This window comes from Paraburkholderia sp. BL9I2N2 (assembly GCF_004339745.1).
In the GTDB taxonomy this organism is placed as follows: Bacteria; Pseudomonadota; Gammaproteobacteria; order Burkholderiales; family Burkholderiaceae; genus Paraburkholderia.
In genome coordinates this window covers 357,104-377,507 of record NZ_SMGP01000003.1, presented here as the reverse complement: position 1 = coordinate 377,507, position 20,404 = coordinate 357,104, and the positions used below count along the sequence as shown (strand labels likewise).

At 60.7% G+C, this 20,404-nt stretch carries 18 protein-coding genes and 2 pseudogenes; 9 read left to right on the top strand and 11 right to left on the bottom strand.

Annotated elements, in window-relative coordinates:
* Nucleotides 1-17 precede the first annotated feature (17 nt).
* From B0G74_RS32375 to B0G74_RS32365, 3 genes and pseudogenes are all read right to left on the bottom strand, one after another.
* On the bottom strand, nt 18-650 hold the full coding sequence (locus B0G74_RS32375; protein WP_132380040.1) for an NAD(P)H-dependent oxidoreductase: 633 nt from the start codon (nt 648-650) through the stop codon (nt 18-20).
* A 112-nt stretch (nt 651-762) separates the two neighbouring features.
* Nucleotides 763-1,380: a nitroreductase family protein gene (locus B0G74_RS32370; protein ID WP_132380038.1), complete on the bottom strand. Its 618-nt coding sequence runs from the start codon at nt 1,378-1,380 to the stop codon at nt 763-765.
* 46 nt (nt 1,381-1,426) lie between these two features.
* A pseudogene (locus B0G74_RS32365) lies at nt 1,427-1,678 on the bottom strand (cupin domain-containing protein); the annotation flags it as partial.
* 187 nt (nt 1,679-1,865) lie between these two features.
* Between B0G74_RS32365 and B0G74_RS32360 the strand changes: the two are divergent.
* A complete protein-coding gene (locus B0G74_RS32360; protein WP_132380036.1) occupies nt 1,866-3,275 on the top strand; it encodes a PLP-dependent aminotransferase family protein in 1,410 nt (469 codons plus the stop codon).
* Nucleotides 3,276-3,630: 355 nt separating this feature from the next.
* Nucleotides 3,631-4,548, top strand: a complete 918-nt coding sequence (locus tag B0G74_RS32355; protein WP_132380034.1) for a sterol desaturase family protein — start codon at nt 3,631-3,633, stop codon at nt 4,546-4,548.
* A gap of 190 nt (nt 4,549-4,738) precedes the next feature.
* Here B0G74_RS32355 and B0G74_RS32350 read toward each other — a convergent pair whose 3' ends face one another.
* From B0G74_RS32350 to B0G74_RS32335, 4 genes are all read right to left on the bottom strand, one after another.
* Nucleotides 4,739-6,181: an aldehyde dehydrogenase family protein gene (locus B0G74_RS32350; RefSeq protein WP_132380031.1), complete on the bottom strand. Its 1,443-nt coding sequence runs from the start codon at nt 6,179-6,181 to the stop codon at nt 4,739-4,741.
* A gap of 95 nt (nt 6,182-6,276) precedes the next feature.
* Nucleotides 6,277-7,155 (bottom strand): PhzF family phenazine biosynthesis protein, encoded by an 879-nt coding sequence (locus B0G74_RS32345; protein WP_132380029.1) that lies wholly within the window; start codon nt 7,153-7,155, stop codon nt 6,277-6,279.
* 35 nt (nt 7,156-7,190) lie between these two features.
* The gene (locus tag B0G74_RS32340) at nt 7,191-7,907 is read right to left on the bottom strand and encodes a transporter substrate-binding domain-containing protein (protein ID WP_132380027.1); all 717 of its coding nucleotides are present in this window, start codon (nt 7,905-7,907) and stop codon (nt 7,191-7,193) included.
* Between the two features lie 34 nt (nt 7,908-7,941).
* Nucleotides 7,942-8,778, bottom strand: a complete 837-nt coding sequence (locus B0G74_RS32335) for a pyridoxal phosphate-dependent aminotransferase (RefSeq protein ID WP_243658413.1) — start codon at nt 8,776-8,778, stop codon at nt 7,942-7,944.
* Nucleotides 8,779-9,002: 224 nt separating this feature from the next.
* Here B0G74_RS32335 and B0G74_RS32330 point away from each other — a divergent pair, with 224 nt between their 5' ends.
* From B0G74_RS32330 to B0G74_RS32305, 6 genes are all read left to right on the top strand, one after another.
* Complete coding sequence (locus B0G74_RS32330) at nt 9,003-10,877, top strand: PLP-dependent aminotransferase family protein (protein WP_243658412.1); 1,875 nt, start codon at nt 9,003-9,005, stop codon at nt 10,875-10,877.
* 533 nt (nt 10,878-11,410) lie between these two features.
* A complete protein-coding gene (locus B0G74_RS32325; RefSeq protein ID WP_132380025.1) occupies nt 11,411-12,391 on the top strand; it encodes a chromate resistance protein ChrB domain-containing protein in 981 nt (326 codons plus the stop codon).
* Nucleotides 12,388-13,560 carry a chromate transporter gene (locus tag B0G74_RS32320; protein ID WP_132380023.1) on the top strand — a complete coding sequence of 391 codons (1,173 nt, stop codon included), beginning with the start codon at nt 12,388-12,390 and terminating at the stop codon, nt 13,558-13,560. The genes B0G74_RS32325 and B0G74_RS32320 overlap by 4 nt, the downstream gene beginning before the upstream one ends.
* Before the next feature lie 104 nt (nt 13,561-13,664).
* Nucleotides 13,665-14,345 carry a superoxide dismutase gene (locus tag B0G74_RS32315; protein WP_132380021.1) on the top strand — a complete coding sequence of 227 codons (681 nt, stop codon included), beginning with the start codon at nt 13,665-13,667 and terminating at the stop codon, nt 14,343-14,345.
* Between the two features lie 211 nt (nt 14,346-14,556).
* Nucleotides 14,557-15,483 carry a hypothetical protein gene (locus tag B0G74_RS32310; RefSeq protein WP_243658481.1) on the top strand — a complete coding sequence of 309 codons (927 nt, stop codon included), beginning with the start codon at nt 14,557-14,559 and terminating at the stop codon, nt 15,481-15,483.
* 105 nt (nt 15,484-15,588) lie between these two features.
* The gene (locus B0G74_RS32305) at nt 15,589-16,647 is read left to right on the top strand and encodes a Cj0069 family protein (protein ID WP_132380019.1); all 1,059 of its coding nucleotides are present in this window, start codon (nt 15,589-15,591) and stop codon (nt 16,645-16,647) included.
* 264 nt (nt 16,648-16,911) lie between these two features.
* On the opposite strand, the gene B0G74_RS32300 is transcribed toward B0G74_RS32305, so the two are convergent.
* From B0G74_RS32300 to B0G74_RS32290, 3 genes are all read right to left on the bottom strand, one after another.
* Nucleotides 16,912-17,535 (bottom strand): ABC transporter substrate-binding protein, encoded by a 624-nt coding sequence (locus tag B0G74_RS32300; RefSeq protein ID WP_132380017.1) that lies wholly within the window; start codon nt 17,533-17,535, stop codon nt 16,912-16,914.
* 260 nt (nt 17,536-17,795) lie between these two features.
* Nucleotides 17,796-18,395, bottom strand: a complete 600-nt coding sequence (locus B0G74_RS32295; RefSeq protein WP_132380015.1) for an NADPH-dependent F420 reductase — start codon at nt 18,393-18,395, stop codon at nt 17,796-17,798.
* Nucleotides 18,396-18,499: 104 nt separating this feature from the next.
* Nucleotides 18,500-19,234 (bottom strand): SDR family oxidoreductase, encoded by a 735-nt coding sequence (locus B0G74_RS32290; protein ID WP_132381243.1) that lies wholly within the window; start codon nt 19,232-19,234, stop codon nt 18,500-18,502.
* 129 nt (nt 19,235-19,363) lie between these two features.
* Between B0G74_RS32290 and B0G74_RS32285 the strand changes: the two genes are divergently transcribed.
* Nucleotides 19,364-19,939, top strand: a complete 576-nt coding sequence (locus tag B0G74_RS32285; RefSeq protein WP_132380013.1) for a TetR/AcrR family transcriptional regulator — start codon at nt 19,364-19,366, stop codon at nt 19,937-19,939.
* A gap of 197 nt (nt 19,940-20,136) precedes the next feature.
* On the opposite strand, the pseudogene B0G74_RS32280 reads toward B0G74_RS32285, so the two are convergent.
* Nucleotides 20,137-20,244, bottom strand: a pseudogene (locus tag B0G74_RS32280) (thiamine pyrophosphate-binding protein); the annotation flags it as partial.
* Between the last annotated feature and the right edge of the window lie 160 nt (nt 20,245-20,404).

Below are 20,404 nucleotides of genomic sequence, written 5' to 3'. Positions count from 1 at the left end.
ACTGGTTTTACGAATACTCAAACGCGGCTCCGCACGAGGCTGACCATCGCCGGTTCGATCGTCGCGATGAGCGAGCGGCGAAGTTCGGTTGCGCGCGTCTCATCGATGAAGGCCGTAGCCTGCAAAGGCAGGTAATGGACGGTATTGAGACCAATGCAGCCGAGCACGGCGGTAAGATAGGGCGTAAGGAAATCCGGCTGATTGGCTCGATCACCAGCGAATACGCCACCCGAAGCGATCCCGACGAATACCGGGCGGTCCTGAAGCATTCCGACCTTGCCGGTTGGTGTCGACTTCATCGTGCGGCCGACACGGAGGATCTGATCGATCCACGCCTTCAGGACGGACGGGACCGTGAAGTTGTTCATCGGCGTACCGATGACAACGACATCGGCACACTCGACCTCCTGAATGAGTTGCTCGGCCGGAAGCACCGCGTCGGCGGACCGCCCTGCCGCGGCCAGCGACGCGGGCGTCGCGAGCGCGGCGGCATAGTCGGGTCCGGCATGAGGTATCGGTTCATATCCGAGGTCCCGACGAATTACATTCGCGCCGGGCAGAATTGTGAGAAGCTTTTCGACAAGCGCCGCCGACAGCTCTCGACTGTGCGACTTCGGTCGCGGACTGCTATCGATGTGCAGGATATTCATATGACTTTCTCCGGCCGCGTCACAAAGCCAATGGCGGCATCGAGCATCTGTTCAGGCTTGGTGCGGCGGTTCTTGCCACCTACCTTCCACAGGTCACCGGTTCTACTAATCATTAAACGAGCGCCAGCACATCGGTCAGGGGACGGCGCGGCTTCTGCGCCCAGTTTCCCGGACGCTCCGCCCCGACGGACAGCAGCAGAACCGGCACTTCGTCCCCGGCCAGTCCGAACTCGCGGTGCACCGCTTCGGCATCGAAACCGATCATCGGCGTCGAACCCAGCCCCAGTGAGCGGGCCGCATAGATCATCGCCGACGCGCCGAACGTGGCGGTGCGTACAGCCTCGTCGCGCCGGCGCTGCGGGTACGCCATGTACAGATCGCGTGCGGGGTTTTCCCATTCCGGCACCATCGCGGCCGGCATGACGCCCGCCTCCACCAGCGGCGCCAGCCGCTCCGGTATGACGCTGGTATCGACCAGCTGGCCGCAGACGATGAAGGTCACGGCCGCATCGGTGATCGCGGGCTGGTTCCAGGCAATCGGACTCAACCTAGCCTTGGCTTCACGCGTGCGTACCGCGATGAAGCGCCAGTTCTGCAGGTGGAAGGATGTCGGCGCGGTGGTGCCGATTCGCACGAGCTCGCGAATCTGGTCGTCGCTCAGGGTGACGGCAGGATCGTAATACTTGGCGGCGCTGCGGCTCAGGATACATTCGATGACTGCGTTGGTCATGGTTAATCCTACAGGTGAGGGGATAAGTCGAGGTACGAGGGGCTTTTTACCTGACCGGCGTGGTCAGTTCCTTGTCGTTGCTATCAACGACGAATACCGCTAACAGCTTTGCAGGTTCGGTTTTGCTCGCGTTCCGGCTGATGGGATGGCGCGCGCCAGGCGGTTCGGACCAGCTCTCGCCCGCGCGATACACGCGTACTTCACCATCGTTCACTTTTGATTCGATTGCACCTGATACCACGTACGCGTATATGAAAGCGGACTTGGCGTGCACGTGAGGTACCGAGGCAGCGCCCGGCCGCAGCGCCAGCGCTTATGAAGATCGCAACTATCGCGCAAAACGCAGACAGGATCGGGTGAATGGTCATGACCAGATATCTCCCCTATTGGCCTTACATTTGTACCAATGATGGTGTGAATATTCTGTACCATCGATGGTACGAATTAAAGAACCAAGATTCCCCGTTTTTGTGTGTACCAAGAACATGAATGCAGACCTGCAGATTCAGCTCGACCGGACAGCGAAGCTGTCCCTGGCAGAACAGATTCGTATGAGCATTAGCAGGGCTATAGAGTCAGGCCTGCTCGCACCTGGTACCCGACTGCCCTCGTGGCAGGACCTGGCCGCGCAGCTCGGCGTGGCGCGCGGTACAGTTCAAGCGGCATATGAACGGTTGTCCGACGCTCAAATGATCGAAACATTCCGGGCCGGGGGCACCCGCGTCGCCCCACGACCCCGCGTGGCGGCGACTCAATCCGAAGCGCCGCAGCTCGGAGCGTTTATGAGGGCTTATGAGGAAATGAACGCCGGGCCGGCGATCTTTCAGCTCGGCATTCCGGCGTTTGAAGGCCTACCGGAACAGCTTTTTGCACGCGCGCGCTCGTCCAATCTACTGAAGACCGGATGTCTATCGTCACTGCTCTATCCCGATCCCAGAGGGGAGTTCGAACTGCGAAGAGAGATCGCGGGCTATCTCGCCATCGCTAGAAACGTTCACTGCTACCCGGAGCAGGTGTTTATCACTTCGGGATACAGCTCCGGCTTAGGCCTTGCACTGCGGGTGTTAGGTTTGGAAGGCAAGAAGGTCTGGATGGAAGAGCCCGGTTTCATGCTCACCCGGAAAGGGTTGGAACTCGCTCGTTTGAATATCGTGCCGGTACCGGTGGATGCAGAAGGTCTCAACGTAGGCTATGGCATCGAGAACGCCGCGGACGCAGCGTTAGCCGTCGTGACGCCTGGCCAACAGGCTCCGCTGGGCTCGACCCTGTCGTTAAGGCGACGTCTTCAGCTGCTTGAATGGGCGGCCTCGAGCGACGCCTGGATTATCGAAGATGACTACCTCGGCGAGCTACAACTGCAAGGCAGGCCGGCACCTGCCCTGGCATCTCTGGACGAGGGAAAACGGGTCATTCACATCGGTTCCTTCAGCAAGACTGTTAGCCCGGGGCTCCGGCTTGGATTTGTCGTGGCGCCAAACGAATTGGCCAACGTATTCTCCGAAGTAGCCGCAACGCTTGCCCCGGCACCATCACCGGTAGTTCAACTCGCCACGGCTCAATTTATGCGTGATGGCCACTACATCCGACGCGTGCGTCGGCTCAAGCGTCTATATTCTGCCCAGCGTGACGCGCTATGCGAGCAGTTACGAATGCGCGACGCAGAGTGGGTTAATGCCGGCCTGGCAGTACTCCTCCGACTCCCCGACGGCGCGCCCGATGTGCGGATCGTTCGGGAAGCGATGACCATTGGCATGGCACCATCGCCTTTGTCCGCGTGGTTCGCGACTCCATCCTGGACCTTACCCGGCCTTTTGCTCGGGGTGGCCACGGCGCCTGAACAGCACCTCGCCACATCGTGCCGTCGACTGTTCGAGATCATCGACCGATATTGCTAGCGCGACGTGCGGGGCGTCACATGAGACCACGAAGGAAACTCCGGTGCAAGCCAGCAACTGAGGCGATACGCGCACGACCGGAGACAAAGCGAAGCGCGCCGACGGCACAGTTTGACCTGCCCTTGACACCGTGCGGTTCTGTGATTGTCATTACCGCGTCAAAGGACCAGGCTCCATGTGTCTGGGCCCGACTTTCATCGCGTGGCAAGGCTCCACCTTGCACGACATACGGTGAAATAACTTCCACATAGACTGTTATGGCACCTATGGCTAATGTGTCGGTATCGGATGCGACGCACTGACACACCCTTTCACCGCAGACGATAGCTTCCGCCACTACCGTTAGGGCATCGTCATGGAATCACTTGGAAAATTCACGCTTTACGTCACAGCTTTCGTCATCGCCGTGTCGCTGGTCGAAGCTGTCTGGCTTAGCCGGAAAAATCGCATAACCGACACGCCATTCGCATGGCACGAAGTGTGGCTTTCGCTCGCCGATGTTGTCGGGCGCAAGCTGCTCGCGCTGCTGCCGCTCTCGCTCGCAACCCCCATATTTGCCCTGGCATGGGAGCATCGCATCTTCACCGTAGAACTGAACAGCGCTCTGATGGTGCTCACGCTCTTCATCGGCCAGGAATTCTGCTACTACTGGTATCACCGGGCGTCGCATCGCATCCGGTTCTTCTGGGCGACGCACGCAGTGCACCACTCGCCTAACCAGTTGACCCTTTCCACTGCGTACCGGCTCGGCGTGACGGGCAAGCTGTCGGGCTCGGCGATCTTCTTCGCGCCGCTCGTATGGCTCGGCGTGCGTCCTGAAGTCGTCCTGCTGACGCTCTTCATCAACCTCATGTATCAATTCTGGCTGCATACCACGTGGATTCCGAAGCTCGGCTGGCTTGAGTATGTTTTCAATACGCCATCCTCGCACCGCGTGCACCATGCATCGAATGTCGATTATCTGGATGCGAACTACGGCGGCGTATTGATTATCTTCGACCGGCTGTTCGGCACCTACGTTGAGGAGCGCGCCGACGAACCTTGCCGTTACGGTCTCGTCACGCCGACCACCTCGCGCAATCCGTTCGTCGTCGAGTTCGAGCACTGGGCGACACTGGTGCGGGACGTAGTGAAGGCAAAGAACGTGTGGACGGCGATCAATCACATTCTCCAGCCGCCTGGCTGGCTGCCGGACGGCGGCGGCGAAACCACGGATGAACTGCGCCGCAGGAACAAGGCGCCTTGTGGCGAACGCAAAGTGGCCAATGGCTGACCATACGTCCACTGACGCTTAGTTCACCCAGAAGGAGCTGTCAGACCAGTCGGGTGACAACGGGTCATCCGGCATCCGGTACGAGTTCGCCATCACGATTGGCGTACGGATCGCGCCGCCCATCGTGGCATCGATGAGATTTCCAGCGTGCACTGCCTGATTGTGGAAAGCGAGACTTGCCGGCTGGTCCTTATCCGGCCGTCGCTACATGATCCTGGTTGCCATATGTCGTCTTCCTGATGCACACGACTTTCGGTTGAGTCATTTCCTCGTACGCAAACCTGACACCTTCGCGGCCCAGGCTTCTGTACTTGAATCCCCCGAACGGCATGGCATCGAATCCGTAATCCGATGAGTCGTTGATCATGGCCCCGCCGGCTTCCAGTTCGTCGGCGGCCCTGAGCGCTGCATGCAGATCGTTTGTGAAGATGCCGGCATGCAGGCTGTACTCGGGGCTGTTGGCAAGCGAAAGCGCCTCGTCCAGTGTCTCAATCCGCTGCAGAACGACAACCGGGCTGAACACCTCCTCCTTCCACAGGTCACAGTCGAAGCTGACGTCCTCGAGCACCGTCGGAGCGTAAAGCGAACCGTCTTGCGTATTCCCGCACAGCAGCCTGGCACCCTGACCGATCGCGGCATCCACCACGCGTTTCGTCTGGACGGCTGACTGAGCTGTAATCATCGGTCCGACGTCCGTGTCGGGCAAGGCGGGATTGCCCGACTTGAGTGCTCGAGTACGGGCAACAAAGCGCCTCCCGAACTCGTCGTAGATGGACGACTGGATCAGGATTCGTTGCGTGCCGATACAGTTCTGGCCCGCTGCCCAGAATGCTCCGGACACACACGACGAAACGGCGTCTTCGAGATTGCAGTCACTCAGGACGATGACGGGTGCGTTGCCTCCGAGATCCATCGCGAGCTTTTTCAGACCCGACGACCGGGCGATTTTCTCTCCGGTTATGAATCCACCGGTAAAGGAGACCATTCTGACGTCCCGCGATGAGACGAGCGCTTCGCCGAGCGCTGCGCCGCCCGTCGCGACCGACACGACGTTCGATGGCAATCCGGCCGCCACCAGATATCCGACGAGCTTGATCGCCGAGAGTGGCGTGAATTCAGACGGTTTGAGCACCACGGCATTGCCGCCGGCAATCGCTGGCCCGAGCTTATGCGCAACCAGGTTCAGCGGATCGTTGTACGGGGTGATGGCGACGATGATGCCGAGAGGCTCCCGAGTGAACCATCCCTGCCGGTTTTCCGATCCACCGTACGCGTCGAACGGCACGACCTCACCTACGTTTCGACGCGCTTCATCGGCGGACAGCTTGAGCGTGTTCACGCATCGCAGCACTTCCTTGCTGGCCTGCCGGATCGTCTTGCCCGCTTCCGCGACGATCAGATCGGCAAACGCGTCCTTGTCACGCTCCACAAGCGATGCGCAAATCTCTAGCACGCGAGCCCGTTCGTGACGGGACAGGTTGCGGCAGACGCGCGCCCCCTCCTTTGCGGTCTGGATCAGCGCCTGCGCGCCTCCCGGTGGAATGTTCACGACAGTGCCCACTTCAACGCCATCGAAGGGATTGGTGATCGAGATGAAGCCCGGCGATGCATCAATGGGAAATGCGTCATTCATTTCGAAACGCCTGTGGTCGTCTTTTCTTTCGAATGCGGGAAATGGCAAAATTCCTCGCGCAAACACTCTCAGCGCGTCTCGCGCCCGGTCTCCGTTTAGAGCGTAAGCGAGCCTTCCACGGACGTGACGCACGAACCGCCGACGCTTACCGCTCCGTTCGCATCCACGCTTACCTTGACTCGTCCATCTCGACCGACGCAACGCCCCTGAGCCGCCACGTAATCGGCTCCGCCAGGCGGTAACAGGCCGCGCTGCCACTGGAAGACGGCCACACTGCCGTTGCCGCTTCCGCAGACAGGATCCTCCTCCACCCCGCAGGACGGTGCGAAGGTACGCACTTCAATTGCCGCATCGTCGCCATGCTCGCGAGCGCCGAATACGGTCAGGCCCGTGACGCCCAGGCGGCGCTCAAGCTCAGCCAGTCTCGGGAGATCCGGCCGAAGATCCAGTACGGAAGCCGCATCGATCAGTTGAACCACGATCCAGATGGCGCCCACGTTCACGATACCTGGCGCAGTCTTGAGGTCCACTTTGCACCCGAGGATGCGCTCCAACTCCGCCATGTCCGTCGTGTGCAGCGGCTCCAGCTTCGCAGGCGGTAGCCGGAAGGTGAGCTCGCGGCCTTCGCTTCGCGCCTCGATCGTCAATTCGACGAGCCCGATGCCGCATTCCTGGATCAATCGACCGATTCGGAGGGGCGCGACGCGCCCGGCTTCCAGGTTTGCGTGCGCGCTACCCAGCGTCGGATGGCCGGCGAAAGGTAGCTCGCTACGCGGCGTGAAGATCCTCAAGCGATAGTCGGCGTCGGCTGTCGTGGGCGGAAGGACAAACGTCGTTTCCGAAAGATTGGTCCATCTCGCGACAGCCTGCATCGCGTCAGCGGTCAGGTTCTCCGCGTCCATGACCACGGCCACCGGGTTGCCCAGAAGCGGCCGGAATGAAAAGACGTCAACCACGCTATAGGATCGCTTCATGTTCCCTCCGTCTGAATCCCGCGGACTCGTACCGCTCAGGCTGCGCTCACGCTGTCGAGTTCCGTCCCTGTGAGACCGTACTTCGCCATGCGAGCACGGTGATCCGCCGAACCGAGGTACTTTCGAAGCTGCTCATTCACCGCTTGCAGAAGCGCGTGATTGCTCTGGCTGAACGAGAAGGCGCCGACAGGTGCTGCGCTTGCGTTGCTCGTTTCGACCGCAACCCCTTCCAGTTCCTTATTGGCACCCGCCAGGACACGGCTTCCCACTGCCGTGCTCGCGTAGGCGTCGATCTTTCCTGCAAGCAGCGCGTCGATCGCGTGGGGTTGGTCCTTGAACGCCACGATCTGGCTGTCGCTCACGCCCGCCGACATTGCAGCGTCGTACTGAATCGTCCCGGCAACGATCCCGAGCCGGGCGTCGTTCCGCGCCGCGACGGCCCGGTAGCTCGTCAGCGCTTTCGGATTGCCATGACGAAGCAGGAAGCCATCACCCAGCGACCAGACCGGCACACTGAATGCAACGCGCTCCGCTCGCTCGGCCGTCACGAAAATTGGCACGTTCATGTCCCAGCGTCCTTCCTGCACGCCCGGCAGAAGCTCTTCGAACGAGGTCAAATGATGTTCGATCGAGGACACACCGATCGCTCGAAGCACCACATCCGCCAGTTCGATGTCGGCGCCCGTCGCGCAATAATCTTCGCCCGTCCAGTAGAAGGGCGGTTCCTCGAGATACGCGATGCTTACTCTCATAGCAGTACTCCACAAATCCAGGGGTTACGACACGTCAGGCAGTCGCGGCGTCCAGAACCGACGAGAGCGCGGACAACGCGGGCCCGAGGCGCGCTGGCGGCAGATAGCCAAAGCCCAGCCGGAATACACGGTTGCTTTCCCCAAACCATGCTCCGGACGCCAGTTGCAAGTCATGACCCGGCAGCAGATCCCAGAAGCGCGAGACGGCAGCCTCGTCGAATGCCTCGGAGCGCAGGCGCACGCAGCACAGCGCACCTGCGTCGGGTCGGACCCACTCGACGCGTTCGCGCTCGCTCTCGCACCAGTGCGCCAGTTCCTGGAGAGCGCCGGCGAGCGACCGACGTCGCGACACGAGTACACCTTCCCTGTGGCGCAGAAGCACAGTGGCGAGCGTCTCGTCGAGCACCGAACCCGAGATCACGGTGTTCATCCTGGCGATGGTCAGACGCGCCCGAAGATCAGCGTCCGCCACCGTGAGCCAGCCTGTTCGCAAGCCCGGCGCGCCGAGCGCCTTCGATACCGACGCGCCGGTGACGATGCGTGCGTCGAGCGCCGCGAAACTGTCGGCCACCGCATCGTCACCATAGGCGGCTTCCCGATAGGTCTCGTCAACGAAAAGTATCGCTTTCGGAGACCGCCTTTCCATCACGACAAGGAGCTTCTCGATGTCGGCACGAGACATCTGAACGCCAGATGGATTTTGTGGCGAAGCGATGCTGACAAGCTTCGTCTTTGACGACAGGCTTGCGTCGATCCGATCCAGGTCCAGCCGATAGCCACTCTCGAACGACAGCTTGATCTCGCGTACGTCCATAGAAGCGTTCATAACGGAGTAATCCCTGATTATCGACGCGACGCCCTGGCTCGCCAAGGGAAATTGTGATGGTCCATTCTGCAGAAAACTGTGACTGTTCTGGTTGACCCAGGGACGCTACGATGCATACGTTGCGATCGCGTCCGAAGGAACGGGATGCCGTACCGCAGCAAGGCCCCGTGCACGGCTGTGACCTCCACGAAGGCCGTGCTGGACCGGCAGTTCGACGGCTTGCAGCGGATCGTCTGGCGAATGACTCACAGCAAATGCAAGGCACAAGCATGAACAGTTTTCAGCAGAATTTCGATGAAAGACAGCGGCCTGGCTTCAACGAAGCGAATTCCCTCGCCTGGCGCGGGAGATTTCCTCGCAACGAGATCATTTCGCTGCTCGACGTGAATCGGCCATTCAATCTGGCGGAGAGCACTTCGCAAGACTTGACGGTCGGCGAATTGCTGGGCCTGGCGGGTCTCGACCGTATCCGCGATCTGAAACTCGGCTATGGAACCTCCGCTGGGTCGTTAGCGCTGCGCGAAGCCATTTCAGAAGGCTGCGGCGTTCCAGCCGGGCAGATCATCACGACACAAGGTACCGCGCTCGGGCTCTTTCTTCTCGCTTTCGAGGTCTGCCGGTCCGGCGACGAGGCTGTCCTTGCGACACCATGCTTTCCGCCGAGCCGTGACTGCCTTCTCGGAGCCGGCGTCGACACGCCCACTCCGTACCGTTACGAGCAGTTGGCCGAACTCATCGTCGCCATGATCGACAAGGGCGCACTCGCAGCGGGCATGCGATTGCCATCCGTGCGCGCAGTCAGCGAGCAGCACGGCATCAGCATCTCCACGGCGTTACAGGCATATCGCCTGCTTGAAGATCGCGGCGTCCTCGTCGCGCGTCCGCAGTCGGGCTTCTACGTCGCGGCCGCACGCCGCGGCGCCCTCGCGTTGCCATCGGCCTCGCGGGCGCGCGCGAAGGCGTCGACTGTGTCGATCAGCGGAGCGGTCACAGCGCTTCTCGAGCACGCATCGAATTCGGCGCTCGTCCCCCTTGGCTGCGCCGTGCCCGACGCCGCGCTGCTGCAATCGAAGCGGCTCGATCTCGCGCTCGCGCGCGCCGCACGTCAACATGGCACGCGCTACAACACCTATTGCGCGCCACACGGCGAGCCGCGCCTGCGTCGCGAGATCGCAAAGCGCGCGATGCGCGTCGGGCACACGCTCTCCCCCGACGACGTGCTCGTGACGTGCGGCTGCACCGAGGCGCTGACACTCGCGCTTACGACTGTCGCTACGCGTGGCGATACGATCGCGATCGAATCGCCCACATACTTTGGGCTCCTTCACACCATTGAAATGCTCGGCCTGAAGGCGTTCGAGCTGCCAACTCACCCGACGCGCGGTATCGACGTCGGCGCGCTCACACGCCTGCTCGATACAGAACCCGTGGCGGCCTGTGTGCTGTCATCGAGCTTCAACAATCCACTCGGCTCGGCGATGACAGAAGCCGACAAACGTGCGCTCCTCGCGGTGCTTGCGCGGCATGCCGTACCGCTCATCGAAGACGACGTCTATGGCGACATCCACTTCGGTCGCGAGCGGCCGAAGCCCTTCATCGCGCTCGACGGCGGCGCGAATACGATCTACTGCAGTTCGTTTTCGAAATCCCTTGCGCCCGGATACCGGGTCGGGTGGATGGCGGCGGGCGCCTATACGCAGCAAGTGATGGAGCGCAAGCTCGCGTTCAGCCTCTGCAGCCCGGTCTTGCCGCAGGTTGCACTCGCAGACTTCCTGGAGAGCGGCAGCTACGATTCGCACCTGCGCGGCATCCGCCGAATCTTCGAAGAAAACCTCGCGCGCATGACTCAGACGATCGAGGCAAGCTTTCCCGCCGACACGAAAGTCAGCCGGCCAGCAGGCGGTTTTGTGCTCTGGCTCGAACTGCCAAGACGCTTCGATTCGCGTGCGCTCTTCGACGAGGCACTCGAGCAAGGCATTTGTTTCGCACCAGGCGACGTCTTTTCGGCGAGCCGGCGCTTTCGCAATTGCCTGCGCCTGAGCGCCGGGCATGCCTGGGACGACCGCATAGAGGACGGAGTCCGCCGCCTTGGCCGGCTCGCACGAGCGCAGCTCGCGCGCCAGGAGGCATTGGTGAATGGTTAGGCGGGTGACCAAAACCTCGATTGCTACAGCCAAAACTCAAAAGCCGGTCACATCGTCGGTTGCGGACGGTCCGCCTCTGGCCGGTCGCCGCCCGACGTTCCGCACGCGTGAACTCGCAGACCCCGCATCGCGCGTCGGACCGTAGCCGACCCATAAGCGCCAACCGCGTTTTACTTTCGAACGACCGTTATTCGGCCCAAGACGGCCGCTCAGGCCAGCGCTGCGAGACCAGCGGGCACTCTATTGAGTAGCCTTCGCCATCGGCAAGCGGAGAAGAGCGCGCACGCACCCGCAACAACACGCGCCGATTACCCACACCCGCGCGCATTTCCCCCGACATTCACCGTCACTCACTGAGCCGGCGAGATAGCTCTCGCTTCGTCCGGCTCATGGCCAGTTCGGTTTTGGGCCCTCAGTCGGATCCCAGCCACCGGCGTCCGTTCGCCCTTCAGTAATCATGGTCAGTGCTGCCCCACCGAAGTCAAAACAAAAATTGTTTGTAAAGTACGCTACATTTGTGTAGTTTACTTTACATGAATACTCTAACCAACTGGTGCGTCCTCGTTCTGACGTTCCCCACCGAGAACGCCACCGCGCGCATGCGAGCGTGGCGCGCGCTGAAGGCGAAGGGGTGCGCGGTCCTGCGTGACGGCATCTACCTGTTGCCTCACACCGCGGAGCGTGAGGACATGCTCCGCGAACTTGCCGGCAGCATCGACGAAGCCGGCGGCACCGCGCATCTGCTGCGGGCGCCAAGCTCGGACGCGTCGCAGGAAGCGGACTTTCGCGCACTGTTCGACCGGAACGACGACTACGCAACCTTTGTCGCGTCACTGGGCGCTACGCGCAAAACGCTGGGCGGCCTGCCGCCGGCAGACGTCACGCGCTTGCTGCGTCGCCTGCGCAAGGATTACGACGCGATCCGGATGATCGACTACTTTCCGGGTTCCGCATCGACCGACGCCGAAGTCGCCTGGGAAGATTTCCTGGCGCTTGCGGATACGGTCCTGTCGCCGGGCGAGCCGCATGCGGCTGAGCGAGTGATCCGGCCCCTCCGGCGTGACGAATACCAGGCTCGCACGTGGGCAACCCGGCAACGGCTCTGGGTCGATCGCGTCGCGAGCGCATGGCTGATCCGCCGCTTCATCGATCCGAAGGCACGCTTCCTCTGGCTGGCTTCGCCGGAGGCCTGCCCGCCGGACGCGCTCGGCTTCGACTTCGACGGCGCCGCCTTCACACACGTGGGCGAGCGAGTGACGTTTGAGGTGCTGGTCGTGACCTTCGGCCTCGACGATGACGCGGCGCTGCTTCGGCTCGGTGAAATGGTGCACGCGCTCGATGTTGGCGGAGCACCGGTGCCGGAAGCGATCGGCTTCGAAGCGGTGATGGCCGGCGCGCGGCAACGCGCATTGGACGACGACCAACTGCTCGACGAGATGGGGCGCGTGCTCGATTCGATCTACGCCCACTTTGCGACGAGCAAAAAAAATAACAACTCAGAGGGCCGTTCATGAACACCACGACGGCGATCACGCCCGGCTACACGCTCGGCCAGATCGTCCTCTACATGCTGCGGCTCGGCACCTTTGGATTTGGCGGCCCGGTGGCGCTGGTCGGCTACATGCACCGCGACCTCGTCGAGCGACGGGGCTGGATCAGCGAACAGGACTATAAGGAGGGCCTGGCGCTGGCTCAAATGATGCCGGGTCCTCTCGCCGCTCAACTCGGCATTTATCTCGGCTACGTCCATTACCGCGTCGTCGGTGCAACGGTGGCCGGTATCGCTTTCGTCCTGCCGTCGTTCCTGATGGTCGTGGCCCTCGGCTGGGCCTACGCGCAGTTTGGCGGCCTTTCCTGGATGCAGGCAGTCTTCTATGGCGTGGGCGCCGCGGTGGTCGGAATCATCGCGATGAGCGCGTATAAGCTGACCAGGAAGACCGTCGCCAAAGACAGATTGCTGTGGGCGATATTCCTGACGCTCGCGGTCGTTACCGTGGTCACTCAGTCCGAGATCGCGTGGCTCTTTATCGCGGGTGGTTTGATCAACTGGTTCTGGCGTGCCCCACCGAAGTGGCTTGGCAAGGGCGGACTGAATGCGCTTGCCGTGACGCAGGGACCGGGTGTAAGCGGTGTCCTGAGCGGTCTTGACCTGCCGTTGCTCGGCCAGATCGGTCTGTTCTTCGCCAAGGCCGGCGCGTTCGTGTTCGGTTCGGGACTGGCGATCGTGCCGTTCCTCTATGGTGGCGTCGTGACCGAACATCACTGGCTCAACGACAAGCAGTTCGTCGATGCGGTGGCCGTCGCGATGATCACGCCGGGGCCGGTCGTGATCACAGTCGGGTTTATCGGTTACCTGGTCGCGGGATTCCCGGGCGCCTGTGTCGCCGCGCTTGGGACCTTCCTGCCCTGCTACCTGTTCACCGTGCTGCCAGCGCCGTACTTCAAGAAATACGGCAGGTTACCTGCCGTCAAGGCGTTCGTTGATGGCATTACTGCGGCGGCCGTGGGTGCGATCACCGGCTCAGTCATTGTCATCGCGCGGCGCTCCATCGTCGACTGGCCGACTGTTGTGCTTGCGCTTGTGACGGTCGTATTGCTCTGGCGATTCAAGAAGCTGCAGGAGCCGGTGATTGTCGTTGCGGCTGCCCTGTTTGGTCTTGCTGTCTATCCGCTTATCCACTAGCACGCCATCTGACGGCACGCGCGTGCGCGCATTCTACGAGGAACGTAATCATGGCAACACGTCGTACCTTCCTGCACAACACCGCTGCGGTTGGCGCGGGAATCATGCTGGCCCAGGCGCAAACCGTGCGTGCCGCAGAAGAGCCCGGTTATACCGACAAGCTCACGGACGCGGACGGCAAGTATGCCGCTGGACCGCTGCCATTCGCCTATGACGCGCTAGAACCCGTCATCGATGCGCACACGGTCGAACTGCACTACAACTTTCACCACAAGCCTGCTGTCGCTGCCGCGAACAAGGCTGAAGACGGTCTCTCGAAAGCGCGGGACTCAAACGACTTCGCGCTGGTGAAGTTCTACGAGAAAGAACTCGCGTTCCAGCTGTCGAGCCACATCCTGCACAGCATTTACTGGACCAGCATCTCGGGTAAAGGCGGTGAACCGAAGGGCGAACTGGCCAAAGCGATCGACAGGAATTTCGGTTCGTATGCGAAGTTCAAGGCCCAACTGGTGGCGGCAACGATTGCAGTGGAAGCATCCGGCTGGGGTGTCGTTGGCTATCATCCCACGACGGGCAAGCTCATGATCCTGCAGTGCGAGAACCATCAGAAGCTGACCGCTTGGGGCATCCAGCCCATCCTCATCCTCGATGTTTTCGAGCACGCGTACTACCTAAAGTACCAGAACCGGCGCAACGAATACGTCAATCAGCTTTTTAGCCTCATCAACTGGGACAACGCCGCCATGCGGATGCAGGCAGCGTTGCCTGCTCGGAGGATGACGTGAACTGGATGATGCGTGAGCTGGCGAAGACGACGATTGGACGAGCGCCGCTCGCAAAGCATAGTTGCACGGTGAACACGCTGAGGAAACTCGCGTTATGAATGCACTTTGGACTCGGCCTGCTGCTCGTTGGCTGCTTTCTGTAGCGTGCGCTATTGTTGCCGCGCTGGGGGGCGTTGCGTTCTCAGCGTCGGGTGCGGACAACGGTCTTGAAATGGGTGGCCTGCCGTTGAGACAACTCGCCGACGTTCCGCTGGGCGGACGGCCGACCCGACTCGACTACGAAAGCTTCGATCCGGAACGCCACCTGCTGTACATCGCCCATCTGGGCGACGATGAGGTCATCGTGTTCGACACGCGCGCCGGTCGCGTCACCGGCCGGATTCCAGACGTGGCCTCTGTGCATGGCGTACTGACGGTTCCGGAATTGTCACGCGTGTATGCGTCGGCCACCGGCTCAAATGAGATCGTCGCGATTGACGAAGCCACACTAAAGATCACGGCGCGCATGCCGGGCGGCCGTTATCCCGATGGCATGGCCTACGCGCCCGACGCGCACAAACTCTACGTGTCCGACGAAACGGGCGAAACTGAGACGGTGATTGACGTTCGCTCCAACACGCGGGTTGCAACGATCCCGCTCGGCGGTGAAGTCGGCAACACCCAGTACGATGCGGTTTCCCGACACATCTTCGTGAACGTCCAGTCTCGGCGGCAACTGCTCGAAATCGACCCAGCCACGGACCGGATCATCACACGGATCGATCTGCCGGGCGCGCAGGGCAATCACGGACTGCTGATCGAACCGCAGCAACGGCTTGCTTTCATCGCTTGCGAAGGCAATGACAAGCTGCTGGTAGTCGACATGCCCACGATGCGGGTCACGTCATCGTTCGATGTCGGAGAGGATCCGGACGTCCTGGCCTTCGACCCGCAACTGCATCTGCTCTATGTCGCTGGCGAAGCCGGCATCGTCTCGATGTTCAAAGCCGAAGCGGGCAACGTGTCGAAGATCGGTGACGGTCGTGTCGGCCTCAATGCGCACGTTGTCGCAGTAGATGACTCAACGCATCGTGCCTACTTCCCGCTTAAAAATGTTCAGGGGCAAGCAATGTTGCGCATTATGGCCCCACAAGGCTGAGGCGATAAAGACAACGGAGTCGGAATGGGTAGTACCAACCGTGGCCGATCGCGAAGTTGTTCGCGCTCAAGTGCCCCCTGGATGCAGGCGCGTGTGGAGGATGAGATGAGTCAAACTAAAACTGCCGCCAGGGTGGCCATACTGTGGCGCGGTGATCATGAAGCGCGCAAACATGCGACACCGGCGAACAATCGCTTTTATCGCGTCTTCGAAGAACTGACGGCGATTGGTATTCAGGTGGAACCCGCTGTCTATTCCGACGAGATAGTGGATGAAGTGCGTGAGCAACTCCTGAAGGTCGACGGCGTACTGGTATGGGTTGATCCGATTCACGACGGGCAGACCCGTGTGGCTCTCGACGCCATGCTGCGGGAGGTGGCGTCGCGTGGACCCTGGGTCAGCGCCCACCCTGACGTCATCCTGAAAATGGGCGTCAAGGAAGTTCTGCATCGCACCCGGAATCTCAGCTGGGGAACGGATACCCATCTCTATCGCGACAGATCTGCGTTCCAGTCTGAGTTCCCGTCTCTCCTTGAATCGGCGGGGCCGCGCGTTCTCAAACAAAACAGGGGCAATGGTGGTCAGGGGATCTGGAAAGTCGAGCAGATCTCGCCGCCTGGCGGCGATGCGGTATTGGTTCGCGTGCTGCATGCACGCCGAGGGAGCGTGCCGGAAGAGATAACGCTGCACGATTTCATGGCTCGCTGCGAGGCATACCTCACGCCTGACGGCTGCATTGTTGACCAACCCTTTCAGTCACGCCTGCCCGACGGGATGATTCGCTGCTACATGGGAGCCGACAAGGTTGTCGGGTTCGGACACCAGTTGATCAAGGCGCTGATATCGCCACCACCCGAAGGCCATGACTCTGACGCTGCGCAGCCCGGGCCACGTATCATGCACTCCGCCTCGGCCGAGCCGTTCCAAGTCCTCAGAGCGAAAATGGAACTCGAATGGACGCCGCAAATGATGGATATCCTGAACATCGACAGCGCTTCGCTGCCGATTATCTGGGATGCTGACTTCCTTTACGGACCGCGCACCGAATCGGGCGAGGATACCTACGTACTCTGTGAGATCAACGTCAGTTCAGTTTTCGCCATACCGGACCAGGCGCCGGCAGCAATCGCCCGTCTGACGAAGGAACGTCTGCGGAAAAAATAGTCATCGAACTGGAGTTCCCACCGGATGGCGAGCAGTATGATTTGTGCAGCAAAAGGCGCCGTCGAAGCTCCGGGAAACGGGGAGTCGCTGCGGTTGGGCAGGATCGCCAAAGCCATGAAAGTCCGTTCGAGCGCAGACTTCGGTCATTCGCGAAGCCCTATTGATTGACCGTAGATGGCCGACCTCTGAATATCCAAACGATTTGCGGGCGAATGACGGGTCACGGCCCGGTAAGCGCCCGCCGCCATGATACCCAGCGGTCACTTACTGCTTGCCGGAAGCGAGCTGCTGGTTGCGCTCAGCAAGAAACTGGATCAGACCGTCAACACCGCTTTCCTTGATCTTGTCACTGAACTGCTGCCGATATGTCTGGATTAGCCAGACGCCGAGCACATTCAGGTCATACAACCGCCAGCCCTGCGGCGTGCTGTACAGCCGGTAGTCGATCTCCGCTGGTTCGCCGTTCCTGGTTGCAACCGTGCGCACCACCACGTCCGTATCGGTTGGAGCGATGTGGATCGGCGGGTAGTCGATCCGTTGGTCTGGACGGAGCTGACCGATAGCACCCGAATAGGTGTGGATCAGGAGCATCTTGAACTGTTCGACCAGTTGCTGCTGCTGCGCGGGCGTAGCCGTCCGCCAGTAACGGCCCATCGCCAGTGACGTGGTGCGGTGAAAATCGGTGTAGGGAAGAATGTCCCGGTTTACGATATCAATGATACGAGGAATATCGTCTGGCGCGATCGCTCGGGTCCGCACCTCGTCGAGTATCTGTTGCGTCGCGGTCTTGATCAGCAGCTGAGGCTCAGATTGGTCGACTTGCGCGTACGCCGCACCGCCGAACGACAACAGCGCTGCGCAAAGAGTCAGTAGAGAAAGTGTCTTCATGTGCAGAATCCTGGCTGGACGCGTTGGCTTGCTGCTACGAAGTATCCTCCATCTACGCCCGAATGCGTCGCCGCAGCACTCGTCGCTGTTTCAAGTCCGAATGGACACCTTCCGCGTCACTTCTGCCCTACGGGCGCTCGCAGCCGACGAGTCGCCAGCGGCCATCATGCACTCGCTCAGAGGCACTAACCGAATCTCGGTCAGATCACCAGCACGCGTTTAGCGATGCACGTGGCCGCTGTCTTCGTCGTGAGGCGCCGCTATTTGAACTTGACGAGATCCTTGAAGATCAGTTGCCCCCAGGTACTGCCCCTACCCTGGACAAGCAAGCCGCCATCCTTGAGCGGTCCTAGCGCAATCGGCGCGAAACCGAGTTGTTCGGCCAAAGCAGCGACCGGTGCCACCGCATTTTCGTCATCGCTCGACAAAAACACGACGCGGCTCCCGCCACTCACGTTTGGATCAGCGGCCAGAACGGCAGCGGGCAGATGGTTAAAGCCCTTTACGAACCTGGCGCCGGTAAACGCTTTGGCGACAACCGCGGCCGGCGGCTGGCCTTCCAGGTCTGCAACGGGAACACCGTAAGCATTGGTCGTATCGATGATTGTCTTGCCCTGCCAGGTTGGGATCTGCTTCGCGACTTCGCGATGTTCCCAGAACGGAACCGCCAGGAAGATCGTGTCGGACGCAATTGCATCCTGCAGCGTCCCGGGGACAACTGTGCGGCCAATCGCTTGTGCCTGCGGCATCAACGTCTCGGGAGAGCGCCGGCTGGCGACGGTCACATCGATGTTCTTTCTTGCAAACGCTCGGGCGAGTGCGTGACCTACCGCGCCAAACCCAATAATTGAATAGCTCATGCGAACTCTCCATTCCGTATTGACAAGGAATCCATATTTATCGACACCAATCGGATCATCTTCGTCGAGTTGACAGGTGCTTCTACACGCTTTTCGGCGCGATTTCAGATGGCCGAGAAGCCGCCGTCGACAGACAACTCCACCCCATTCACGAAGCTCGAATCGTCTGAAGCAAGAAACAGCGCAACCGTCGCAATTTCCTCAGGACGACCCATCTTTCCCCGCGGGATCAGGGATTCGAACATCCGCTTAGCCTCCTCGGTGAGAACCTGGTCCTGCATCGGTGTGGCGATCGGCCCCGGGCTCAGCACGTTCACCCGGATATTCCTACCCTTCAGTTCGTTAAGCCAGGTGCGTGCGAATGAGCGCAACGCCGCCTTGCTCGCCGAATACACGCCATAACCAGGAAAGCCTTTCACCGAAGCAACGGACCCGGTCATGAAGATCGATCCGCCATCGTTGAACAGCGGCAACGCTTTCTGAACCGTAAACAGCGTTCCGCGCGTATTCAGACCGAAGATCGCATCGAAGTGCTGCTCGGTAATCTCGCCCAGAGGGACAGCTTCGCCCGTGCCTGCGCTCGCGAACAGGATGTCGATCTTGCCCTTTTCCCGCTTGACTGTATCGAACAGGCGGTCGAGGTCGTCCAGATTGGCCGCGTCGCCGCGCACGCCGGTCACGTTCCGGCCAATCAGCTTGACGGCCTCGTCGAGCGCCTCCTGCCTGCGGCCCGTGATGAAAACATAGGCGCCTTCTTCAACGAACCGCTTGGCGCTCGCCAGCGCCATGCCGCTCGATCCACCCGTGACGACTGCAACCTTACCCTCAAGCTTTCCCATGACATCTCCTTTCGTGGTGTCGGACAGCGTCTCTGTTCCAATTTGCACAAATGCGCTGTATCTTATGGATCAGTGATCCATATCCTGATTTAAATATATGGATCACTGATCCATTTGTCAAGGAAAGTTATGCGGGCCGACGCCAGAAAAAATTACAACCACCTGCTTGCAGTCGCGCGTGACGTCGTCACTGAGAATGGCGCCGATGCGTCCATGCGTGACATCGCCCGCCGGGCCGAGGTCGGGTTGGCCACAGTGTTGCGTCATTTCCCGACGCGAGAAGCCTTGTTCGAAGCGTTGCTGCGTGCGAATCTGGACGCACTGACGCAAAAGGCAGGCGAACTCGAAACGTCGAATCCGCCGGGCGAAGCGCTCGTGTCCTGGTTTCGCGAAGGGGTCGCATTCGTTCATAGCTATAGCGGCGTTGTCGCCTTGATGGCGAGCGCCCACGCGGACCCGGACTCCGCGCTTTACGCTTCTTGCACAGCGGTGCATGAAGCGGGCGAGCGACTACTGCGCCGCGCTCAGGGCGACGGAACGGCGCGCGCCGATATGGATGGGGTAGATCTGTTCGCCCTGATGTCGGCGCTCGGCTGGCTCGTTGACCAACCCTCATTCGCGTCACGGGCCGATCATCTCCTTCACGTTATTACGAGCGCCATCCTGACAAATCGGCCTGGCAACGATATCAAGAAGGGAACGTAACAGAGCGCAACGAATCGTTGTCTGCATTGCGTCGGATGGCGTCCTCTATGACCGGCGCCGGAGACTCTATGCACAAACGTCCTGGCAAAGGTGACGAATGCACTGATCGTGTCGGGAGTTTTGAGCGGCTGTTATCCGCCGGGCTGGACAGCAGGACCACGGGGGACTCAACCAGGCACGGCGTGTATAGGGGCCGACACAGCGTTGGCGTGCCCGGGACCGCCCGTGATCGCGGCCACGCCTACTCTGCCGGTCATCCGCGCCAGTGAGTCGGCCATGTGAACGGTGGCGGCCTCGTCTCGTATGTATCAGCTTGATTCCTGTCTCGAAGGACGCGCCGAAGACCGGCATGATGTGATTGCGCTAGACCGTGAGGATCAGCCTGACTCCATTCCGATGCATAGTCTGCGGAGTCAGGTCTGCGCCACGAGTCTCTGTCATTGATTGCTCTCAAGTCACCCGGAC